Origin of the sequence: Leptothoe sp. PORK10 BA2, assembly GCF_034932105.1 — a bacterium.
GTDB lineage: Bacteria > Cyanobacteriota > Cyanobacteriia > Phormidesmidales > Phormidesmidaceae > Leptothoe.
On sequence record NZ_JAYGIG010000115.1, the window covers coordinates 104,642 to 127,336 of the forward strand.

Below are 22,695 nucleotides of genomic sequence, written 5' to 3' on the forward strand. Positions count from 1 at the left end.
CGCGGGGCCCACAGTAATGGGCGCGGGGCCCACAGTAATGGGCGCGAGGCCCACAGTAATGGGCGCGGGGCCCACAGTAATGGGCGCGGGGCCCACAGTAATGGGCGCGGGGCCCACAGTAATGGGCGCGGGGCCCACAGTAATGGGCGCGGGGCCCACAGTAATGGGCGCGGGGCCCACAGCAATGGGCGTGGGGCCCATAGAATCAATCAAAAAGTCAATCAAAAAGTTCTAATAAATCCCAATCCGCACGAATGCGGAATCCAAATACCGACTCCGAGAATTCATCCCGCAACTGCCAGCTGATGGCAGCCCGAGCATTGGGGGCCAGCCTGATATCGTAAAACGTTTCCAAGACATCGGGGCGGTCACCCTGGCGTCGATCATTATTGCTAAGTTGGCGACCGTAGCCGATGCCAAAGCGATCATCATCGATCAATAGATCCAGGAAATTCACCCCAAAACTATAGGTGTCGCCTGAAATATCCAAATCAGCATTTCTGTGGTGACCGTAGCGGCCAAATAAACCCGCATTTATCTCGGGGATAAACCACTCGGCGTTGATGCCATAGGACACCTCACGATCACCTTCCCGGGGACCAAATACCCCATTGCGATTGATTTGGAAACTCTCGGGGATACCATCGCGGTCACCGTTATCCGTGGCACTCACATAGGTGCCGCGCACAATCAGATTGCCAAGGTTCACCCCTAATTCCGCCGCCACAGCATCAAAGTCTAGGTCACTAAAACCACCGGAGGAAAAGACGGCGGTTTTCAGAATGACTTCATCAATCGGTCGCCATTGCAGCAGGGCGGCGGGCTGAGACTCTAACTGGGTGGCGGCCAAGGCCGGGTTGGTCTGAAAAACGGGATTGATAAAGTGGGTCAGGCTGTCCTTGGCAAAACTATTGCGATCGAAAAATGAGGACAGCTCGATCAGCCCCGCTGCGCCCCGCAGGCCAGGTAACTCAGGCGGAGACGCAACTATATAGAGTTCACTAATGTTTACCCCGGTGGACCTTGTATCCGAAAAGGCGTCACCGGTGGACAGGTCCACAGCACCCACGACGGCCACATTAGACTCTAGGAAGTAGTGACCATATACTCGGGCGCGGGCAGAAAATTCATCCCCCTCTTGAATGGCGGCGGTCTGCAGTTTGAGGGATGGCGGTGTGAGGGGGCCATCCTCTAATTCAGCTCCATCCCCAGGTGTGCCGTCCGGCAGCGTTTCTGGCCCCGAGAGGGGAGCGAGTACCCCGTCCCCGGAGGGTTCAACCGAATTTTCATCAAAGAAAAAAGGATCTGAGGGCTCCGCTAGATCGCTGGAGTCTGCCTGAGCCACTAGGGGGGGGCTATCTGTGGTGTTGTCTGTAGATGAACCGATAGTAGTACTCTCTGCGGATTCATCACTCTCTGCGGATTCATCACTCTCTGCAGATTCATCACTCTCTGCAGATTCATCCCCCGTAGTGTCATCCTCAGCCGAGGGAGACATGAGGGTAATGGTTTCAGACCCTGTGACCTCTGAATGGGTTTCTGGATGTATTTCTAGGGGTGAGGCCATGACTGGCAATGCAATGATCGCCATGACCACCCACACCATCCAAGCCACCAGCGGCATTGCCTGAAAATCCCGAGCAATATCCCTCATAGTCCTTTCCAAATAAATGTTCGTTTAAGTGTTCGTTTAAGTGTTTTGCCATTACGGACCCTTTTCTAAATCAGCAACAGCACTGTTTTTGAGCCTACTGGGTGAGGACGTCTATCAACACAGGACGCTAGGCGCGCCATCTGTATCAATGGATTTCATCCAACAGCTATAGTTTTCTAGATAATGTTTACCCAAGGGGCCTACCCCCAATGGATGTTCTATAACCAGAGCTACCATCGGTATTCATCCCATAGTTACTTCATCGGGTTAAATCGTCATCATTACCCTGGAATAACAAGATGATTAATTGACAGTCTTGTTCCTAAACTTGTCTAAAGCCTTATATTTTCTAGCCATGGGCACCCTGTATAAAAATACTGACTTTATGGGCTCTTTATAAAAGTGATGGCTAGGCCCTAGGGGGTTAGGGTCTTAGGGCCAGTTTGCCATGAGTCCCATGAACCAAGTTTCATCGGCTAAGTCCCGTGAATAAACGTTGACTAACGGGGGTTAGCCCAACCAAGGTCGTATTTTAAAGACATCGGGAAAGACATCTGAAACCATCAACACTATAGAGAGTAAACCGTGGGTCAGACCGCTAGTTTGAACAAGACAAACCCTGCCATCATGCCTGCCACTATTGAGGATCGAAAAGCAGATCATCTGCGCATCTGCCTAGAGGATGATGTGCAATGCCATCAGATCACGACGGGGCTAGAAAACTATCGCTTTATCCATTGTGGATTGCCGGAACTGAGCTATGACCAGGTGGACATTAGCACCCAGTTCCTGGGCAAAACTCTGGGAGCACCCCTTCTGATTTCGTCCATGACCGGGGGCACTGAACAGGCCCGTCTGATCAATCAGCGATTGGCCATAACGGCCCAGAAATTTGGCTTGGCTATGGGGGTGGGATCCCAGCGGGTGGCGGTGGAAAAACCTGAGCTGGCTGACACCTTTAATGTGCGTAGTTATGCCCCGGATGCCCTACTGCTAGCCAATTTGGGGGCGGTGCAGTTGAACTATAGCTATGGGCTGGAGCACTGTCAGCGGGTGGTGGATTGGCTGCAGGCCGATGCCCTGATTTTGCATCTCAATCCCTTACAGGAATGTGTTCAGACCCGAGGTGATACGGATTTTAGGGGTCTGATGGCCAAGATTGAAACCCTGTGTGCCCAAATGCCGGTGCCGGTGATTGCCAAGGAGGTGGGGAATGGTATTTCGGGTAGCTTAGCCCAGCAGCTGATTAATGTTGGTGTTGCCGCCATCGATACCGCCGGGGCTGGCGGCACATCCTGGGCGCGGGTGGAAAGCGAGCGAGCCCAGGATGTTATGCAGCGTCGTCTGGGGCAAACCTTTGCGGACTGGGGTTTACCCACGGCTGACTGTATTGTCGGGGTGCGGGAAATCGCTCCCCACATTCCCCTGATCGCCTCGGGCGGTTTACGCAATGGTCTCCATGTGGCTAAAACCCTGGCCCTGGGGGCTGACATTGCCGGTTTAGCGCTGCCCTTCCTCAAGGCAGCGGACCATTCAGAAGCGGCCCTGGACACCTTGACCGATATCCTGATCGCCGAACTGAAAACCGCTCTATTTTGCACTGGCCAGGGGAATCTTCGAGACCTGAGACACGCTCAGGTGCTTCAGCGCCTACCATAGATTAAATTCAGTTACCTATCCTTCTGCGCCTCCACCATGCGAGATTTTTTTAAGTACGCGGCTGCTAGTGCCCTTGGAACTGTCGTTGGTCTATTTAGCTTAGTGGCCCTGCTGGGGGTGGGGGCGTTGGGGATAGCGGGCCTTTTTCTCAACTCCGCCGCCTCTGAAACCGAGCCCGAGGTGGAAAAAAACTCAATTTTGGTGTTTGATTTGGCCACCGACATTGTGGATGCGGTGCCCTACTCTGGCCCTAGCATCGTATTGGAAGAAACCTTGTCTGGCAGCACCTATCGGGCCATATCGCTCCATCGGGCTCTGGCCAGCATTGAGGCGGCGGCGGGGGATGACAATATTAAGGCCATTTACCTGACGGGGAATACTAATGCGGGATTTGCCACCCTGAAGGAGCTACGAATGGCCCTAGAGAAATTTAAGGCCGACTCTGGTAAGCCGGTGTTGGCCAACAACACCATCTGGAGTGAGCGTGACTATTACCTGGCATCTGTGGCGGATTCCCTGTACCTGAACCCGGCGGGGGTGATGGAACTGAATGGATTTCAGGCGGAAATTCAGTTTCTAGCTGGAGCCCTGAGCAAGTATGGTGTGGGCGTCCAAGTGCTGAGAGCTGGCCGGTATAAATCGGCGATTGAACCGTTTACTCGCACCAACATTAGCCCAGAGGAAAAGCAGCAGACCCAGGCGTTGCTTTCTGACCTGTGGCAAGAGTTTTTGACCACCACCAGCAAGGCTCGGGAGACCACCCCCGAGGCGATTCAAGCCATTGCTGAAAACCAAGGCCTGTTACCTGCGGAGGCAGCTCAAGCTGCTGGGTTAATTGACAAAGTTGCTTTTTATGATGATGTGTTGACCGAGCTACGGGAGCTGACGGATCAAACGGATGCTCCATGGGAAGAGGAAGAGGATGATTTTACCCAGATTGGTCTTGATCTCTATAGTGAAACCATCGCTGTGGATGGAGGCGACAAGGATACTATTGCCGTGGTTTATGCCAACGGTGAAATCGTGGATGGGGAAGGGTCTGCCGCTGGTTTAATTACCTCTGACGGTCTGTCTGACACTCTGCGCCAGGTGCGTAAGGATGATGACATTCAAGCGGTGGTGCTGCGGGTGAATAGCCCTGGGGGAAGTGCGATCGCATCTGAAATTATTGCCCATGAGGTGGAGCTATTGGCTGCCGAGAAACCCGTCATTGTCTCCATGGGTGACTACGCCGCCTCGGGGGGCTACATGATTGCCGCCCCCGGCGATCAAATTTTTGCCACCCCCGGCACCATTACCGGCTCGATCGGAGTGTATGGCCTCAGGTTAAACTTTAAGGAAATTGCCAATCGCAACGGCGTCACGTGGGATGTGATCAAAACTGCGAAACTGGCTGACATTGACACCATTAGCCGTCCCCAGAGTGAGTCTGAGCTGAAACTACAGCAGACCTTTGTCAATACCCTGTACGATCGCTTTTTGACCCTGGTGGCCGCCGGTCGCGAAATTTCTAAGGAAAATGTTAACCAGGTAGCCCAAGGACGAGTCTGGTCTGGCACCGATGCCGCAGGCGTCAGCTTAGTGGACCAAATGGGGGGCCTAAATGCTGCCATTGAAGCGGCGGCAGCGGCGGCTGAGATAGAAGACTGGCAGGTGGAGGAATTACCCACCCCTCCCAGTCTGGAAGAACAAATCCTCGATAGTCTCTTTGGGGTTGGGCTAGCTACTAAGCTGCCTTGGGCCCAGGACCCGATTTCCCAAGAAGCGATGAAACTGAGGGAAGAGCTGAGCCTATTAAAAACTCTCAATGATCCTCAGGGTGTTTATATGCGGCTACCGTTTACCACGGAGATTGAATGAGAGGTGGTTAAGAGACAACTTTAACAACAGTCTACGCTAAGTTTCTTAAATAGCCTTTCTGAATATGCCTACTAGCCCGACAACCGCACTTGGGAGCCTTGCTCTGTTTTTGTCACATCAATGCGAGTCTGGAATGCCTCGCGGAAATGGGGCATGTGGGTCACGGCCAAAATACAGGCAAAATCTGGTGCGATCGCATTGATCGCCGCCACTAACCGATCGCATCCTGCCTGGTCCTGGGTGCCAAACCCCTCATCAATAATCAACATCTGCAGTGCCAGCCCCGATTGCTGGGCCAGTAATCGGGCCAGGGCCAATCGAATCGCAAAGTTCACCCGAAACGCCTCCCCGCCGGAATAGGTCTCATAGGCCCGAGTGCCCTGGGTATCGGCAATCAAAATATCCAAGGTGTCGATCAGCTTTTTGCGCCCTGACCGCTGGGTCACAAACTGCACATGGAGCTGGTGGGCACTGAGACGCCCCAAGATCTGGTTGGTTTCCGCCTCCAGCTGGGGCAACAGATTTTCGATCATCAACGCCTGAATACCGTTTTTACCAAAGGCCTGCTGCAGTTCCTGGTGTACCCTGAGCTGGTGTTGATGGCTGTGGAGCTGCTGCCGCTGCTGCTCTACTTGCTGTTCCAGGGTATCGAGCTGTTGGATCTGCTGGTTTAAATGGCCCAGCTGACTGAGCTGTTGTTCTCGCTGGGTTTGCAGTTGGGCTAGGGTGGCCTCCACCTGTTGGATTTGGTCTGTCACCTCGAGCACTAGGGCCGTCTCAGCCTCAGCAATCTGTTGTTTGAGGGTGTCATATTGCTGTTGTTGTGCGGTCTGGGCCTGGATTAACCCATGGCGTTGTTGCTCCAGCCCAGGCAAAGTGGCCCGGGCCTGTTGTAGGGTGTGGTACCGTAGCTGCCACTGTTGTAGGTCCTGCAGCTGGGTGCGTAGCTGTTGGTGATGGGCGGGGTTATAGTCCAACTCCGCTAGGGTGGTGGCCGCCTGCAGCAGTTCTTCAGGGGGCTCTTGGTCAAAGGTTTGCAGCTGCGATCGCAACTTTGCCAAGGCCGTTTCCACCCCAGGACGTTCCGCCAGCAGCCGGGCCAACCGCCGCTCAGCCTGGGCCAATTCAGCCTGCTTAAACTCAGCCCAGCGCAGCTTTTCCACCTGGTTACGGGCCAAAGCATGGTCCCGTTCATCATAGTTTAGGGTGGCCAACTGTTGTTCCAGCTGTTGATACTCCTGCTGCAGCTCGGTGGCATAGTCTTCCGAGTCCAAACATTGTTCCAAATGCTGTCGTTCTTGTTCCAGGGCCTTTAGCTGGGTGGTGGCCTCCGTTGAGGACGCCAGCTGCGCCTGCAGACCTCCCCGCTCTTGGAGTACAGCGTCGTACTGGGCCAACTCCGTTTCCAAGGCCCGATATTCGCGCCGTAATACCTGAATCTCCCGTTGTGAAGTGGTCAACTGTTCTCGAATCACCCAGATTCGCTGTTGTAGCGTATCCCGTTCCTGCTGGAGCTGGGCCATCACCTGGGTGCCGTGGTCGGCTAAGGGCTGGTTACACAGAGGACAGTGGGCCTCAGGCTGGTTCAGCATGGCGAGGCGTTGATCCAGTTGGATTAGCTGCTGTTCATGCTGGCGATATTCAGTTTGCAGCTGGGCCATAAAGTCTCGTCGCTCTTGGCCCTTTTGCTGGACCTGAGCCTGGTAGGCCCGCCGCTGCTCGAGGTAAGCCAGCTGATGCTGGACCTTGGCCAGGGTTTGGTGCAGCTCCGGTCGGCGCTGGGTGGTGAGGGTGGCCTGGGTTTGGCTAATGGCGTCTAGCCGGGCTTCTAATCGGGCTGAAGCTTGTTTTAACCGATTGTGTATCTGCTGACGACGCTGCTGCAGCGGTGCCACATCCATTTGGCGCTGGTCCAATTGGCTCAGCTGCTGGCGCGCCACTTGTAGCTGAACCAGGGTGGCGGCTACGGTTTCCCGTTGGGCCTGAGTCTGTTGCAGTTCCCCAATGGTCTCATCCAGGGCCGCCAGCTTTAGCTCCATTTGGCTGATGGCGGTCTGCATGGTCCCTCGCTGTTCCTGCCGTTGGGCCTGGAGCTGCATCTGTAGGGCCTGAACCTGCTGATATTGTTGAAATCGCTGACCATACTCTTCTTCTTGGTGCCGCAATTGCTGCAGCTGTTGCTGGCCCGCTTCAATCTCACTGGCGGCGTTCAACTCCCGCTGTAGAGACTGGCATTGTTGGCCTAGTCGCTGCAGCTCTGCCCCTCGCTGTAGCTGGCTTTGGTGCAGATGGTTTAACTGTTGTCGGGCCGTCTGTAGAGACTGTTGTTGCTGCTGTCTCTGCTGTTGCTGCTGCTGTAATTTTTCCCGCTGTTGTTGGGTCAATTGCTGTTGCTGTTGGGTCTGCTGGGTCTGTTCTTGGAGAGCCTGGTGGTGACTTGCGATCGCACTGCGCTGGGCCAATTCTTCCTCGGCCTGGTCCAGCGCCAGCCCCAACACCTTAGTCTCGGCCTGGTAATCCCGCCCCCGCTCTCGCGACCGTTCCACTAAGCGATCATACTGACTTAGCTTCATCAGATCAGCCAAGATCTGTTTCCGTTCACCTGGCCGCTTCAACATAAACTCATCCGCCCGCCCTTGGCGTAAATAAGCCGAATGAATAAACGTCTCATAGTCCACTTTCAGGTGCTGGACAATCAGCTGCTGTGTGGCCCGCACCCCTCGCTCGGTCAGGGGACGAAACCCATTGGGCGTCTGGATTTGGAATTCCAGGAAACAACCCTGCTTCCGCCTGCGCCCCCGCAAAATTCGATAGACCCGTCCCTGGTGCTCAAAGACGAACTCCACCTTGACCTCCTTGGCCCCAAGGTGAATCACATCATCATCGGCCGCCACCCGACTATGACCCCACACCACCCAGCCCATCGCCTCCAGCAACGATGATTTACCAGCCCCATTGGGGCCACAAATACAAGCCACATGTAACCCAGCAAAATCGAGGGAGACCTCTCGATAGCTCAAAAAGTTAATTAGGGTCAGTCGTTTCGGAATCATGTCATAGCTTTCCAGCCTATGACTACCATAGCAAGTACATACGATCTTTAGTACTTACGATCTGGTTTTTAAATACTTAATGATTCCATCGATCTGGTTTACTTATCTGGTTTGCTTGTTTACTGAGCTGATTGGCTGATTGTAAATGGGCAATTCCTTTTTTATCCTTAAGAAGGATTCTTGTGGCATCAAAATCGACATATATTACACCCTAGTCAGTGAATACACTCAAAATGATTCAAATCTAACTAAAAAAATCAGGGTTGATCTAGGCAACTTTATTTATCCTTGGAACCTGGGCTGGTAATTTTTTTCGCTGACCGATTAGAGGAGTTTGGAATCATGGAAGGCACTGTAATCAGGGATCTCAAAGTACATAGTCAACACAATTGCTATCGTCTTAGTCCTGAGCAAATGAACGCAATTCAGGACAATGGTGTTTCAGTGACATTAGATCCTGGCACCAATGTGGTTAAACTTCGCGATAGTGGCGTTTCTTACACCACAGGCACCGGAGCTAAGGCGGAACCATGGCTTTTGTTCTGGATCTATGGCGGCAAAGTTATTAACCAAAAAACTAATGTGGAAGTACAAGCTACTTGGGCTTCCTTAAATGGCTATGACGACTCCCTAGTCATTGATGTAATTGAATCGGCTACACTCTGCGCGTTTTTATTTGATACCAGTACAGGTAACCACAGCGGTGAGCTAACGCTGGCCGTAACTCATCTTTAGTCCCATTAGGTCAATTGGGTTGCCCTTAGTCATAAGGCTCCTACCTAGCTATTTCTGCTTTTACTGTCCATACCCTACGCATTTTGGATCAGAATCGTGTACCGAAAGATGTCCTTGGTTAAATTTGCTGCCCTTGCCCTTGCTGCAGCTACAGTTTCTCAATTTTCTGGTGAGTCATTCTCTCGGCAAGCTGTTTTAGCCCAGTCGTTTGGGGAGGTTCCTGAAAGCTTTCCCATTCCCGGTTCATTGCCAGATGGCACCACCCTGAAGGTGGATGGTTCCACTAGCATGAGTTTCACCAATGCAGAGCTGGAGAGTCGGTTTGAAGAACAGTATGCCAATGTCGACGTTGAGCTAAATGCCAGCCGCACCGATGAAGCCTTTAAGGCTCTAATTGATGGTGAGATTGATTTGCTGGCGACGGGACGTCCTTTAACTGCCGATGAGAAAGCTCAAGGGGTGGTGGAAGTACCGCTGGAGCAACGGGAGAAACTGGCGATTATTTTAGGGCCAGACAACGCCTTTAAAGGAGATCTAACCTTTGAGCAATTTGCTCGCATTTTTCGAGGTGAGATTACCAACTGGTCGGAACTGGGTGGTCCTGATTTAGCCATTCGTTTTGTGGATCGACCGGCCTATAGTGATACCCGACGGGCCTTGAGTACCTACGAGGTATTTAATGGTAAGCCCTTTGAAACCGGCGCCACAGCCGATCCGATTGCCGATGATGAAACGGACACTGTGGTCAAAGCCCTTGGCAATGATGGGATTGGCTATTCGGTTGTTTCCCAAGTGATCGATCGCGATGATCTGCGCATCATCCCCATGCACCAAACCATGCCGGATGATCCCCGCTATCCCTACTCCCAATATCGCGCCTTTGTTTATAAAGAAGATGCCGGACCTGCTGCTCTGGCTTTTTTAGGTTTCGCTACGACTGAACCAGGTAAAGAAATTCTGGCCCCCGCTGCTGCTGCCCCAGTCGAAACACCGCCTGCCCCAGCCGAAACACCGCCCGCTTCTAGTCCAGAACCCGCCGCCGGAGCGGGTACTAGTGCCGCTGGCAAAGGTGGTTTCCCCCTATGGCTACTGCCCTTGCTAGCCATTCCCTTGCTAGGGGCTCTGTTGTGGTGGTTGCTCAAAAGGGGCGGTGCTGCAGCACCAGCGGCAGCGCCAGTAGCTGGTGCCGCCGCTGGTGCTGCAGCTGCCGCTGGTGCCGCCGCTGCTGGCGCCGCCGCAGTTACTAGGGTTCAACCCCGTTTGGTGCTTACCCCTCGCGATTGTCGTAATGCCTATGCCTACTGGGAAGTTCCCCAGGATCGTTTGACGGAGCTCAAGCGCCAGGGTGGGGAAAACATGATGGTGCGGCTTTATGATGTCACTGGCCGGGGCAAGGACGCTCCCTTACCATCGCCTACTGCTCAGTTTCCCTGTATAGAGTCGAATCCTGATCTCCATTTACCCATTGCTGTGGATGATCGCAGCTACTGTGCAGAGGTGGGCTATGTAACCGCTGGCAATCAGTGGCTGCCTATTGCCAAATCTGATCCAGTGCGGGTGCCTGTATGTCCTAAGAGTGTGGCTACCCCTGCTGCAAAACCAGCCGCATCTACCCCTGTCGCAAAGTCAGTTACCCCTGCCCCAGTCGTCACCCCAGCAGCCGTCGCTACTAATGCAAAAGAACCTGCTGCGGGTGTCCTGGGAGGAGTTGCCCTGGGGGGAGCCGCTTTGGTGGGAGCTGCAGCCGTCGGTGCAACGACGTTAGCTGGAGGTAAGGCCAAAGCCTCTGCAGAAGGTGCACGGATGGTGCTCACTCCCCTAAACTCCCAAGATGCCTATGCCTACTGGGAAATTCCCCAGGAGCAATTGACTGAGGTCAAACGTCAGGGTGGAAATACCATGGTAGCCAAGCTCTACGATGTGACTGAGCGGACTACTGAGGCGTTACTACCTGACCCTGTGGCTCAGATTGAATGTACAGATTTCGATGTGGATACCCATTTCTCAGTGGAGCCAGAGCGAGACTATATTTCAGAAGTGGGTTTTCAAACCGCATCGGGTAACTGGTTACCTCTAGCCCAATCCAACTCAGTGCGTATACCGGCTGCTGAGGAGGCTGCTATTGGCACTGGTAAATTTCCAGGTGCTGCTGTCCTGGGTGGTGCTGCTGCCATCGCCGCTGGTGCTGGCGCTGCTGCTATGGGGGCTGGTGTCAGCAATGTTGGCGATGTGAAGGCCGCCGTACTCGCCCAAAGTCGGGCTCAAAGTCAGATTACGTTAACCCCCCGGTCGGCTCAAAAAGCCCATGCTGCTTGGGATGTACCTGAAACGGCAAAATCAGCCATCAAAGCTGAAGGGGGCCAAGATTATCAGTTGCGGATCCATGATGTCACGGATGTCGATATTAATCAGCAGTCCCCCAACAGTACCCTGATCTACGATTTGTCAGAATCGGATTGCGATCGCACAGTCCCCTTACCCAATGGCCAAAGTGACTACTTAGCAGAAGTTGGTTACCAAACAGACTCTGACGATTGGCTAATGCTGGCCCGGTCCACACCGGTTAAGCCCATCCCGTTGCCAGATGATGCCCCATCTAAGACCTCCACCCCCGTTCCTCCAGTCCCTGTTGATAGTGGCGCTCTGGCAGCGGGCACTGCCGCCATCGGCGGTGCAGCAGCTCTAGGCGCAGTTGCTCTAGGCGCAGTTGCCTCGCCAGAGCTTCCAACCGGCGATATTACCCCTGATACAACAGCTATAGAGCCTTCAAATCAAGGCTCTGTAAAAATTGTCAAAGTCCACAGCCGTAATAATGCTGTCATGTTCGATGAAGGACAACTGCACCATATTGAACATGACATCGCCAGCACCCATCAGCTAGTGCCCGCTGTATATACGTTGCGTCTGCGCGACGGGGTATTTAACTATGACGGTGACGATGCTCACCCCGGAGAACCCTTTGTGATCCTATGGATTCATGGAGGCACGGTAATCAACCAAAAGACTGGGGTTCCCGTCAGTTCCACCTGGACCACCCTAAATGGGTACGACGATACGCTAATACTCGATGTTAGGGAACCCGCAACACTCTGCGCCTTTTTTGTCGACACCTACCCAGACGACAACATTGGAGAAGTTACCCTTTCAGTTATTAAGCATTAGGCTAACCACCAGCCGATCACTAATTGGCCATTTTGCAAAACAATTCACCCTTTTTTGGAGGATTAAACCATGTTTTTTGAAGTGTTGAGCGCCATCAATGACCCCAACCAACAAGCCAGTATTGGTCAGTTAGAGCAAGTTACCAAATCAGTTCAACAATTGGCAGGCAGTAAGGGGGTAAACCCTAGTCAAATGCAGTCCATGATGACTATTCTGGGTGGTGCCCTTCAACCCATTTTAAAACAAAAACAATCTCAACTGGGAGCCGGACAGCTTGCGTCTATGTTAGGCGGTACTAGCGATTCATCTGCATTGACGTCGATTCTTTCTCCACAGATACAGCAACAACTTATTCAGGCAGTCGTGCAAAAGACTGGTATGCAAGCATCCATAGCCCAGGCAATTTTGCCCCAGATTTTGCCATTGGTGATGAAGTTGTTCAACATGGGGGCACCCACACCCGAAAGTGTTGGTGGAACAAATTCTCTCCTAACGACTTTCCTCGCAGAAAATAGATCTGGCAATACTGATTTGGGGAATGTAATGAAATTTGCCGGTCGATTTTTGAATCTCCCCAATTAGCATGGCTACTCATCTCAAAATAGCGACTTTTCCAAGCCCTTGAATGATGAATCTAAAGTAAATCGATTGTTAAATTACTGTTCACTGCCTCAATTATTGGATAAAAGCCTCGGCATTAGAGCGTAATTTTTTTCATTCAAGGTTTAGAGCCATCGCCGGATACATCCGGCGATGGCTTTCATATAAAGGATTGCAGTAGATTACATCACCCCACAGCTTTTCCTGATTTTTACCAGAAACATAAGGTTATTGATCACGTCTAACACCCAAGATGGCTCTGATTAAGGATATGGGTAATCCATAACGTATTAGGGCATATTTATTAGGGCACGTTTAACTTAAGTACTGATGATTTCTATCAATGTTGATGGCGGCGCTGCTGTTTTACAGGCCTAAATTTGGACTGAGCCAATTTAGCGCAGGCTTTTGCGCTTTTCTATTTGGCTATAGCTTCGATTCAGACATAGATTCTGAATGTTCCTGGTTCTGGGCTGTTTAGTCTAAAAGACACTGAATCCCGATCTTTGGGGGCAGTGAAGACTGCTGGAGCCAATCATTTATGAAAATATCAACAAATATTGGTTATTTGGCCAAGGTTTCGCCGATTTCATCCTGCTGTTTTATTAATTAGATGGTAAAAGTTATTTATTAACTATATAGTTCACGGGTTTTTCCCATATTTAAACTTACGCTGTCTTTCATTTCTGAACTATTGCATCTGATCCTCAGGAGCTTTTTGGTCTGCCCCCGGGGCACATACACCGTGATCCTATGAAGTATTCATTTATCAGCCAGTCCAGAGAAGATGATTGCGGAATTACCTGTCTCGCAATGATTGCTAAGCACTATGGCCAGGAACTTCCCCTCTCTCAGGTGCGTGAAACGATCGGGACAGGTGAGTTGGGGGTATCGCTCTTGGGCCTGCAACAGGGTGCTGTCGCTTTGGGGTTTCAAGCACGTTCTGGCCAAGCAACTGACGATATCTTTGCGCGCATACACCGTCTACCATTGCCCGCTATTATGCATTGGGGTCGGGAGCACTGGGTTGTTTTCTATGGAAAACAGCGGGATAAGTATGTGATTGCAGACCCCAGTGTCGGCATTCGTTACCTCAGTGCGGAGGAAATTAAGCGCAGCTGGGGCGATGGAGCCATGTTGCTGCTGGTGCCAGACGAAGCGTTTTATCGCTTGTCGACGAATAGACCCAGCAGAATTACCGGTGTAATACAACAGGCTTGGCCCTATCGTATTTCTTTGCTGCAGGTCTTGATATATAGCCTGTTTATTGGATTTTTATCCCTAACAATTCCATTTTTTATTCAATATATTACCGATGATGTCCTAGGTGGGGATGATATCCAGATGCTACCGAAGGTGGCGGTGGCGACTATGGGCTTTTTTGTGATCAAAAGCCTATTAAATCTAGTGCAGATAACCTTGGTTGCCAACATCTTTCAACGGTTAGAACTAGGGCTTACCCTGGAGTTTGGTCGGAAGATGTTAAAACTGCCCCTTAACTATTATGAGACAAGGCGTAGTGGTGAGTTTGCCAGTAGTCTCAAAGATATATCCCGTATCAATGAACTTATAGTTGATGGCGCGGTCCAACTCCCGTCACTCTTTTTTACTGCCGCAGTTTCCCTGGGCTGCATGCTGTTTTTTTACAGCTATCGCCTCACGCTTTTTTCCCTGTTAACAGCGGTGGTAATGCTGTTGGCAACGGTGACATTGCTACCCGTATTTCAACTTCGTATTCGACGTTTGCTATCCCTTAAGGCCAAAAATCAGGCTCTACTGGTGGAAATTTTTAGGGGAGCCATGACGTTTAAAACAACAACGGCTCAGCCTCAGCTTTGGAAAGAGATGCAGGGGCGTTTTGGCAACTTGGCCAGTAAAAAGGCAGATGCTGTACAACTAATCTTTGTAACCAGCCAGCTCGCCTCTATGGTTTTAGGGGTGGGTAGCATCGGTATCTTATGGTCGGGTAGTGCCATGGTGATCAACCAGGAGTTAAGCCTCGGCCAGCTTTTAGCCTTTAGCGCTCTGAACTACAGCTTTTTAGGGTTTATTTACTTCATCGTTGAATTTTCAGATAAATTCATGGAGATCAAAACATCGGTACAGCAATTTGATGATGTGATTGATATCCAAGATGAGAGCCCCGATGACTGGCTGAAACCCTTAGCTGACATTCCTTCCAAAGGTGATATCACCTTTAATCAGGTCAACTTTCACTACCCAGGTCGATTTAATTTACTAGAAACATTTTCACTCACTATTCCCGGTGGTAAATCCTCCGCCATAGTGGGGGCATCTGGTTCTGGAAAAAGTACAATCGCTAAGATTTTAGCTGGGTTACATCCTTACCAGTCAGGAGAGGTGCTGGTGGGTCCCTACAATTTACGCGACTTATCCACTGAATGTGTCCGTCAACAAATTGTTTTAGTCTCCCAAACAACCCACTTTTGGAGCCGATCGATTCTAGAGAATTTTCAATTATGTGCGCCTAAATCTACTTACAAGGAAATTGTAGAAGCCTGTCGCATTACGGGGGCAGATGCCTTTATTAAGGATTTACCAGACGGATATTTAACGATCTTAGGTGAATTTGGCTCTAATCTCTCCGGTGGGCAACTACAGCGATTGGCAATTGCCCGAGCCTTGATACTTAAGCCAACTATCTTAATTTTAGACGAGTCAACCTCTGCTCTGGATCCCTTAAGTGAGGCTGAATTACTGCACAGACTACTCATTCATCGTAAAGGGCATACCACGGTTCTGATCAGCCATCGTTCCAGTGTGAACCGAGTTGTTGACTGGGTAACCGTGATCAATAACGGGAAGGCGGATATTGCTGGTTCTCCTGAATTTTTACTGGCTCAGGAAGGTGGCCATTTGCAATTTCTAGGCGGGGGATTGCCTAACCTTTTAGATGACTCCAAGCGTCTAGTCAGCAGCAGTGGCAAAAATAAGTCTGATATCTCGGCACTACCAGGACATATCGATCACTAATTAATGTACGCAAGTATTCTTTTATATTTAATTATCCAGTAAGTGGGACCCATGAAACACGATGATGCTGCTTCAAATCCAATGTTTGACTTGCCCAGTGAGGTGACTAAGTCCGCAGCGATTGAGCCAGCTAGGGATATGGACATTGACATGAGGCGATCGACGAGGGCTACTGATGTTAGTGGCCTTGGTATTAAGCGCTTGGACGGGGCCGCCGATGTCACTGACCTGACGATTGTTCATTCAGAATCATTTGCCGGAACCCTAGCGCCAACACAAGATTATCAACCTAGGCAAGAAATGTCCTCAGATGACTATCAGTTATGGACATTACCGGTGGTCAACCATTTTCTGCCGTCCCCAAATCGTTTGCTGATCTTTGGCAGTTTAGGCTTGGTCAGTGCCTTGGGACTAGGGGCCGTAGCCTCCACCTTTCTTACCTATCGCACGACAGTTGGTGCCCGAGCTACGGTAGAACCAACTGGAGAGATTCAGACTGTCCAGACGAATGCTAGCGGTACTGTCGAGACGATACTGGTGAAAAATTATGAGATTTTAGAGTCCAACCAGATCATAGCTTCTCTGGATAAATCATCACTCCTGACAGAGATTTCTAATATCAAAGCAAGAATTGACCAAACCGAAGAGCAAATTGTTCTAGTGAGTAACGAGATTGCGTCACTAGAACAAGGACGCTTACTCGACAACTCCCGTAAGTCAGCCTTGGGGGCTAGCTCAGCAAAAATATTTAACTATTCAAAGGGATTATTACAAGATCATCGGAGTTCACTGGCAGCCCAGCTTAGTCGACAGCGCGCTCAGCTGGCGGAGATCGAAAAGAAAATTGACCAGCTATCGGTGCTTACACCAACCGAAGGTACCCTCTATGACCTCGCCTTAGCCTATTCAGGCCAAACCGTGAGCACGAATGAGACGATTGCTAAGATTATCCCTGAGGGTACGACCTTGGAAATCAAAGCAGTGGTTCCTGAGAACCAAATTAAACATGTGGAGGTCGGCTATTCCACCCGCATCACATTATCGACCTGTAGAGGACTCGGGGCAAAACCTATAGAGGGAGAGGTGAGCGCAATTGCGCCTATTGACCAGACGCTAAGTTCTAGTTTTATTGACACAGATGCGATCGCACAAAGCAGTGGTGGTTATCTGGTGACGGTAGAGGCTAAATCCCCAGATATACAGGCTGGCTCAGCTGGTTCGAGTGGGTGCAAGCTGCTGCCGGGGGCGACAGGGGAGGTAACCATCATGGCTAAACAAGAAAAGCTCTTGGACCTCTTTTTGAGAAAGCTTCGTCTCAAGATAAATGCATGAGTAGAGTAGATGGGACAGTTTAACGACCAAGAACAGGATGAGTTAAGCCTATTAGGCGGCAATCTAGTCCTGACGGATGTATCTCTAATCGCGAATGATTTAGTATTAGATGGTGCCCTCCGGAAACCTCTGCACTATTCTGAGGCTAAACCACATTCCTATACAGTAGAGCTTTTTTGGGATGAAGCTCGGGTAACAGCAACCGAGCTTCTGTATGGTGAAACTGTATACCCCCTCGAAAATATTGACTCCCTACAAATTCAAAAATTGCATCGCAGACGATCGGTGATCAAAAAGAAACTGAGCAATTTTTTGGTCGGCGTGATCATGTCCATCGGTTTAGGGTTTCTATTCAGTCCCTTGCCGTGGCCATTTCGACTGTTAGATCTAATCTTGATCATGGTTAGTATCAGCTATGCCGTTTACTTTAACTGGTGGATTGAACAGCGTAGACGAGGAGAATTTGGTCTGGTTATGACGATGAAGGTCGATTCGCAAGTGGTGATCACCAGCCATAGTTTGAAAGCGATTCAGGCCCTTTACCAAATTATGTTCCGCCGTTTAGATCTGGCGAATCCCGCCGATGAATCCTTGATGGTCAATATGTACACAGGTGAAACAGTAATTGCTGAATAGTCTTGGCCATGAGTGATAGATCATGACATGATCAAATAATGGTTTTGCCACCATCGGCAACAATGGCAGCCCCGTGAATGAACTCAGCGTCGCTGGTGGCTAAAAACAAAGCCACACGGGCAATGTCCTCTGGTTTACCCAATCGCCCTACGGGAATTGTTGCTACCACCGCTTTCTCTTCTGCAACTGAATCTGGGCCCACATTAAACTCCGCATGGATCATCGGAGTGTCAATGGGGCCGGGACAAATGGCGTTGACCCGAATATTCTGAGCAGACCATTCTGTTGCCAGGGCGCGAGTCAGCGCCAACACCCCACCTTTTGTTGCACAGTAAGCACTATAGAGTGGCTGACCGACGATGCCGAGTTCCGATGCGGTGTTGATGATGATGCCGCCGCCTTGGGTGAGCATTTGAACAATGCCATGTTTACAACCAAAAAAGACTCCCTTGAAATTCACACCCAAGAGTTTGTCGAGATCCGCTTCAGTGGTTTCTATAATGGGCTTGAGCACAGAGATACCGGCATTGTTGTGGAGAATATCCAAACGGCCAAATCTCTCCACAGTGGTGGCAATAGCCCTCTTCACCTGCTCCTCCACACTCACATCCACCACCAACCCTAAGCAGTTGCCACCGGTTGTCGTAATGGCCGTCTGAGTGGCCTGTACCGCATCCCCATTTACATCCACCGCCACTACGGTAGCCCCCTCGCGGGCAAAACACTCAGCGGTAGCCCGACCAATGCCAGATCCTGCACCAGTAATTAAACTGATCTTGCCATTTAGTCGCATCTGATTCACACCCTATTTTTCCAACCCCACTACATCATTCAGCATACCGCTGTCACCACAGAAATTTGAGCAAAGCCGATGTGAATTCTTCAGGGGCATCCTGGGGTATCCAGTGGGAGGCGTTCTCAATGGGTTTAAATAGGGCTCCTGGAATTTCTGTTGCTAACTGTTGACCATCCGCTGCTTTTTGCCATGGATCATCCATCCCCCAAAGAATCATGGTTGGTGCAGAAATTGTCCCGTGGCGATCCACCAGGGCCATGGTCTGATTTGCATTTAACGCGGAGGCATTGCGCAGCAGACTGAGCTTGCCCTCTTCGCTGGCCCAGGGGGCAAGCATCCCGGCACGGAAATCAGCCGTCAGTCGCTCTGGGCGAGCCAGACCCATGGCTAAACTTTCCTCTAGGGCGGCAACCAGGTCCTCTATGGGTCGGGGTTTCCACCGCAGAGGATGGCCAAAATCGAGCATGTCATCATCAAACCGGTCGTAGCAAACGGAGTTGCTAATTACCAACTGATTCACCACCTGGGGGTGTTCGATGCCCAGAATCAGGGCGACTGCACCACCGGTATCGTGACCCACGACATGGACTTGGGGCAATTCCAGAACCTTTAATAATGCCAGGATCATGGTGGCCTGAGCTTGAAATGAGCGGTCAAAACGGTCCCGTCGGTCCGACCAACCGTGGCCGAGAAAATCCGGTGCAATTACCCGATAGCCTGCCTCCACGAGGGTGGGGATGACGGCATGGTAAAGAAAGCCCCAGGTGGGAATCCCATGCATGAGCAGAATGGTCCCAGCTTGGTCAGTGCCCACGTCCACATAGCGAATTGTGACGGGAATGTGGGCTGCGGTGTGGGCAGGTAATTCAACCTCTTGTTGGGTATTTTTATACTCTTGCCAGGTGTGCCAAACTGTCATGTCACTTGCCATTGCTTCTATTCAACCTTCTTTGTTACACTTTTTCGCCGCACTTTTTTACCACAATTATTTGTGGGTAACCTAAAGTTTTTTCTGGTAGGAAGCTCCATCCCCCATCATATTCGGCCCGAGCAACGATCGGCATAAACCACATAGGGTTGCTCCCGGCCATAAAAAGCGGCACTCCTAGTCCAGGTAGGAAGTGCCGCTGGCCTTCAAAAAAGCTAGCAGGTAGGCGTCCCCCTGGGGGGTGATGGGCCAGGGCCGGAGCTGTTGCTAGAGAGAAGATCCCCAGGAGAACGAAAGTCCTAGGAGTATTCGACTTAAACGGTTAAAATCGGCGGTGAGTGTTTTTTGGAGGATAGCAGACATTTTAGAGAAATTAGGGGCTGGTATAGAAACTTCCAAGGTGAAACGTAAATGGGAGGGTGAAAGAGAGAAAGGGGGAGAGTTACCACTTTTTGTAGGGTAAGAACTTACCGCACATAATCACCTTCACCCGATCACCCTTGGGATCTTCTTCCCTTTCCACATCTATGGAGAAATCGATCGCGCTCATGATGCCATCGCCAAACTTCTCATGGATCACGGCCTTAATGGGCACGCCGTAGACCTGCATGATTTCATAGAAGCGATAAATCAAGGGATCTGTCGGTACGAGGGGATCTAAACCACCTTTCATGGGGTATTCAGTCAAGTACTCAACAAACTCTGGTTCCATGCCTAAGGCTTCGACAATTTTGGTGGCTTCTTCTTCGGAAGCACTGGCTTGACCATAGAGCACTGAAGCAATCCAGACTTCGTCATAGCCAAGTTTGGCTTCCAAATCAGCGAATGAGATACCTTTCGCTTTTTTCGCGGCGAGAAACTTAGTGGAAATTTCAGAAATAGCCATGGCTAAAATCACCTCTTGATTGTGATAGTTAAAAAGGAAAAACGCTTACGGTAGAATCGGACGAGCTACTTAATGTGCGATTCTTCTACGGCTCGGGTCTCGCGGAATAGATGGTTTTCCATTTCGGCCTTGAGACCGTGGTAGGCGGGATGCTGATCCATGGTTTCGCGATTTCGGGGGCGGGGGGGAAGGGCACCTCTAGAATCGCGTCAAATATCTGTACGTTCTCTCCGGCGAAATACCCGCTAGGGACGCTAATAAGGTGTAGTTGCGGATGCAGATAGAATAATTTATACCAACCTCATCCCAGAATGACATCGGATTATTTTTTGCAAAACTAGGACTTTTTCAGTCTGTTGGTTATTCGTTAAATCAGTCTGTTACGGTTGTTACCGATTGGGTCAATTTTCTTAGGGAATTTGTGGCGGTTGTTACCGATTGGTTTGGCTACGCCAAACTTGGGGCGTGACGCCATGGAGTTTACGAAACTGTCGGGTAAAGTAACCGGCATCGTCATAGCCGATGGAGTCAGCAATTTGTTTGATTGATTCAGCGGTACTGGCCAACAATTGTCGGGCCTGAGCCATGCGCCGCTCAATGATCCAGGCTTTTACCGTCCGGCCCGTGTGGCTTTGGGATAAATTGGTCAAATAGGCGGGAGAATAACCCACGGACTGGGCTACATCAGTTAGATGAATGGACTGTTGGTAATGGCTTTCGATAAATTCAAACACCGCCGTCAGGCGAGGACAGTCGGGGAAGATGGAATCAGGATTTGCTACGTTGGGTAACTGGTTATGTGATTGGGGAGCGGTTGCGCGGGAAACCGCAGCTTGGAGTCCTCGTTTGAGGTCTGCTTGGCGGCTTAGGCGGGATGCGATCGCATCTAAAAAATTCTCCACCGTACAGGGTTTGGTCAGATAGTCATCAGCCCCCGAGGTCATCCCTTGACGCAGGTCCGACATGGTGACCTTAGCGGTGAGGAAAATGAACGGAATTGACGCCGTTGCGTCATTTTTCCTGAGGGATGACAGCACCTCATAGCCATCCATATCCGGCATCATAATGTCACAAACTATCAAGTCCGGACGATGCCTTTCCGCCAGCCTGATGCCGTTAGAGCCATTTTCAGCCCCAATGCCCTCAAACTTTTCAAATTTTAAACATCGCAGAAAAATTTCTCTTGTTTGGGCCTCATCTTCAATGACAAGAATCGTTTTCACCATTGCCCTTACCATCTAGGATGGAAAGTAAGATCAACTATCTCGAATCACCTCGTTAGACATAATTTTAGATAGCTATTTAAACACCTAAAGGTTTTCAGAATCAATCTTGGTGTAATCCACTACAGTCTTGAACAGCTTTATGAAATCAACCGATTTGGCTAGCCGTTCCGAACATCAAGAACTTGAATCACTGCGCCGCCAGCATCAACTGATTCTCAATGCGGTGGGAGAAGGGGTGTATGGGCTGGACATTCAGGGCAATGTTACCTTTGTCAATCCGGCAGCGGCGACCATGATCGATTGGGATATACAGGACCTAATCGGTCAATCCATGCATCGGGTGCTGCACCACTCCCACGCCGACGGTAGCCCCTATCCTCGGGAATGTTGCCCCATCTATGATGTTTTTCAAAAGGGCCATATTCAACGGGTGACTGACGAAGTGTTTTGGCGCAAAGATGGTACATGCTTTCCGGTGGAATATATTAGTACCCCCATGCACGATGAGTATGGCGAACTGATTGGAGCGGTGGTTACCTTTCGGGACATTAGCCAACGGAAATGGGCAGAGGCGGTTCTACAACAGACTAATGAAGATTTAGAATTGAAGGTACATGAGCGGACGGCGGAACTCTATGCTGCCAACGAACAACTGCGGAACTTAAGTAATCTTAAATCTAGGTTTGTGGCCATGGTCTGCCATGAGTTTCGTAATCCCATGAACAACATTGCTCTGTCGGTATCGTCTTTAAATCGATACGATAAACAATTGTCCCAAGTACAGAAAAATCAGTATCTACTGGATATTAAAGAGAATGTCGAGCGCATGGCCCGGATGATTGATGACATTTTAGTGCTGGGCAAGTTAGAAGCCAAGCGCCTTTGTCTCAATCCTGAACCGTTGAATCTGGTGGACTTTTGTCGTAATTTGCTTTCGGAGTTACCGGCAGAACAAGGGCAGCTAGAATTTTCAGGACGGCATAAGCCCCTCATTGCCAAGCTGGATCAAACCCTGTTGCGATCAATTTTAACGAATATTCTGTCCAACTGGACAGTGCGAAGTTCATCTCTAACTGGTGAAAGTCTCTAAAAAAGAACATCCCAGTACCCAAACGGTCTGGAATGTCCGAAACTGGCTGAAACCATTACAATCAGCCAGTTCCATTATGGAGTT

At 50.5% G+C, this 22,695-nt stretch carries 15 protein-coding genes; 9 read left to right on the top strand and 6 right to left on the bottom strand.

Annotated elements, in window-relative coordinates; all coding sequences use genetic code 11:
* Positions 1–217: 217 nt before the first annotated feature.
* On the bottom strand, positions 218–1,654 hold the full coding sequence (locus VB741_RS16465; protein WP_323366275.1) for a hypothetical protein: 1,437 nt from the start codon (positions 1,652–1,654) through the stop codon (positions 218–220).
* A 627-nt stretch (positions 1,655–2,281) separates the two neighbouring features.
* Here VB741_RS16465 and fni point away from each other — a divergent pair.
* A complete protein-coding gene (fni, locus tag VB741_RS16470; RefSeq protein ID WP_442786380.1) occupies positions 2,282–3,313 on the top strand; it encodes a type 2 isopentenyl-diphosphate Delta-isomerase in 1,032 nt (343 codons plus the stop codon).
* A 36-nt stretch (positions 3,314–3,349) separates the two neighbouring features.
* The gene (gene sppA, locus VB741_RS16475) at positions 3,350–5,173 is read left to right on the top strand and encodes a signal peptide peptidase SppA (RefSeq protein WP_323366277.1); all 1,824 of its coding nucleotides are present in this window, start codon (positions 3,350–3,352) and stop codon (positions 5,171–5,173) included.
* A 71-nt stretch (positions 5,174–5,244) separates the two neighbouring features.
* On the opposite strand, the gene VB741_RS16480 is transcribed toward sppA, so the two are convergent.
* Complete coding sequence (locus VB741_RS16480; RefSeq protein WP_323366278.1) at positions 5,245–8,226, bottom strand: SMC family ATPase; 2,982 nt, start codon at positions 8,224–8,226, stop codon at positions 5,245–5,247.
* A 342-nt stretch (positions 8,227–8,568) separates the two neighbouring features.
* On the opposite strand from VB741_RS16480, the gene VB741_RS16485 reads away from it, so the two are divergent.
* The 6 genes from VB741_RS16485 (at position 8,569) to VB741_RS16510 (ending at position 17,685) form a co-directional block, all read left to right on the top strand.
* A complete protein-coding gene (locus tag VB741_RS16485) occupies positions 8,569–8,961 on the top strand; it encodes a hypothetical protein (RefSeq protein WP_323366279.1) in 393 nt (130 codons plus the stop codon).
* Between the two features lie 108 nt (positions 8,962–9,069).
* Positions 9,070–12,123 (top strand): DUF4912 domain-containing protein, encoded by a 3,054-nt coding sequence (locus VB741_RS16490; protein ID WP_323366280.1) that lies wholly within the window; start codon positions 9,070–9,072, stop codon positions 12,121–12,123.
* 69 nt (positions 12,124–12,192) lie between these two features.
* On the top strand, positions 12,193–12,705 hold the full coding sequence (locus tag VB741_RS16495; RefSeq protein WP_323366281.1) for a DUF937 domain-containing protein: 513 nt from the start codon (positions 12,193–12,195) through the stop codon (positions 12,703–12,705).
* A 771-nt stretch (positions 12,706–13,476) separates the two neighbouring features.
* Positions 13,477–15,717, top strand: a complete 2,241-nt coding sequence (locus VB741_RS16500; RefSeq protein WP_323366282.1) for a peptidase domain-containing ABC transporter — start codon at positions 13,477–13,479, stop codon at positions 15,715–15,717.
* 51 nt (positions 15,718–15,768) lie between these two features.
* Positions 15,769–17,049, top strand: coding sequence for an HlyD family secretion protein (locus VB741_RS16505; RefSeq protein ID WP_323366283.1), 1,281 nt, complete (start codon positions 15,769–15,771; stop codon positions 17,047–17,049).
* A gap of 9 nt (positions 17,050–17,058) precedes the next feature.
* A complete protein-coding gene (locus VB741_RS16510) occupies positions 17,059–17,685 on the top strand; it encodes a hypothetical protein (protein WP_323366284.1) in 627 nt (208 codons plus the stop codon).
* A gap of 31 nt (positions 17,686–17,716) precedes the next feature.
* Here VB741_RS16510 and VB741_RS16515 read toward each other — a convergent pair whose 3' ends face one another.
* The 4 genes from VB741_RS16515 to VB741_RS16530 all read right to left on the bottom strand — a co-directional run bounded on the left by VB741_RS16515 (position 17,717) and on the right by VB741_RS16530 (position 21,521).
* A complete protein-coding gene (locus VB741_RS16515; RefSeq protein WP_323366285.1) occupies positions 17,717–18,478 on the bottom strand; it encodes an SDR family NAD(P)-dependent oxidoreductase in 762 nt (253 codons plus the stop codon).
* Between the two features lie 52 nt (positions 18,479–18,530).
* Complete coding sequence (locus tag VB741_RS16520; RefSeq protein ID WP_323366286.1) at positions 18,531–19,400, bottom strand: alpha/beta fold hydrolase; 870 nt, start codon at positions 19,398–19,400, stop codon at positions 18,531–18,533.
* A 451-nt stretch (positions 19,401–19,851) separates the two neighbouring features.
* Positions 19,852–20,295: a cyanase gene (gene cynS / locus VB741_RS16525; protein WP_323366287.1), complete on the bottom strand. Its 444-nt coding sequence runs from the start codon at positions 20,293–20,295 to the stop codon at positions 19,852–19,854.
* Positions 20,296–20,726: 431 nt separating this feature from the next.
* Positions 20,727–21,521, bottom strand: coding sequence for a response regulator transcription factor (locus tag VB741_RS16530; RefSeq protein ID WP_323366288.1), 795 nt, complete (start codon positions 21,519–21,521; stop codon positions 20,727–20,729).
* Between the two features lie 139 nt (positions 21,522–21,660).
* On the opposite strand from VB741_RS16530, the gene VB741_RS16535 reads away from it, so the two are divergent.
* Complete coding sequence (locus VB741_RS16535; protein ID WP_323366289.1) at positions 21,661–22,611, top strand: PAS domain-containing protein; 951 nt, start codon at positions 21,661–21,663, stop codon at positions 22,609–22,611.
* Positions 22,612–22,695: the final 84 nt, after the last annotated feature.

Coding starts and splice junctions, on each gene's coding strand:
- VB741_RS16465 (WP_323366275.1), bottom strand. CDS start 1,654: ATGAGGGATATTGCTCGGGATTTTCAGGCAATGCCGCTGGTGGCTTGG.
- fni (WP_442786380.1), top strand. CDS start 2,282: ATGCCTGCCACTATTGAGGATCGAAAAGCAGATCATCTGCGCATCTGC.
- sppA (WP_323366277.1), top strand. CDS start 3,350: ATGCGAGATTTTTTTAAGTACGCGGCTGCTAGTGCCCTTGGAACTGTC.
- VB741_RS16480 (WP_323366278.1), bottom strand. CDS start 8,226: ATGATTCCGAAACGACTGACCCTAATTAACTTTTTGAGCTATCGAGAG.
- VB741_RS16485 (WP_323366279.1), top strand. CDS start 8,569: ATGGAAGGCACTGTAATCAGGGATCTCAAAGTACATAGTCAACACAAT.
- VB741_RS16490 (WP_323366280.1), top strand. CDS start 9,070: ATGTCCTTGGTTAAATTTGCTGCCCTTGCCCTTGCTGCAGCTACAGTT.
- VB741_RS16495 (WP_323366281.1), top strand. CDS start 12,193: ATGTTTTTTGAAGTGTTGAGCGCCATCAATGACCCCAACCAACAAGCC.
- VB741_RS16500 (WP_323366282.1), top strand. CDS start 13,477: ATGAAGTATTCATTTATCAGCCAGTCCAGAGAAGATGATTGCGGAATT.
- VB741_RS16505 (WP_323366283.1), top strand. CDS start 15,769: ATGAAACACGATGATGCTGCTTCAAATCCAATGTTTGACTTGCCCAGT.
- VB741_RS16510 (WP_323366284.1), top strand. CDS start 17,059: ATGGGACAGTTTAACGACCAAGAACAGGATGAGTTAAGCCTATTAGGC.
- VB741_RS16515 (WP_323366285.1), bottom strand. CDS start 18,478: ATGCGACTAAATGGCAAGATCAGTTTAATTACTGGTGCAGGATCTGGC.
- VB741_RS16520 (WP_323366286.1), bottom strand. CDS start 19,400: ATGACAGTTTGGCACACCTGGCAAGAGTATAAAAATACCCAACAAGAG.
- cynS (WP_323366287.1), bottom strand. CDS start 20,295: ATGGCTATTTCTGAAATTTCCACTAAGTTTCTCGCCGCGAAAAAAGCG.
- VB741_RS16530 (WP_323366288.1), bottom strand. CDS start 21,521: ATGGTGAAAACGATTCTTGTCATTGAAGATGAGGCCCAAACAAGAGAA.
- VB741_RS16535 (WP_323366289.1), top strand. CDS start 21,661: ATGAAATCAACCGATTTGGCTAGCCGTTCCGAACATCAAGAACTTGAA.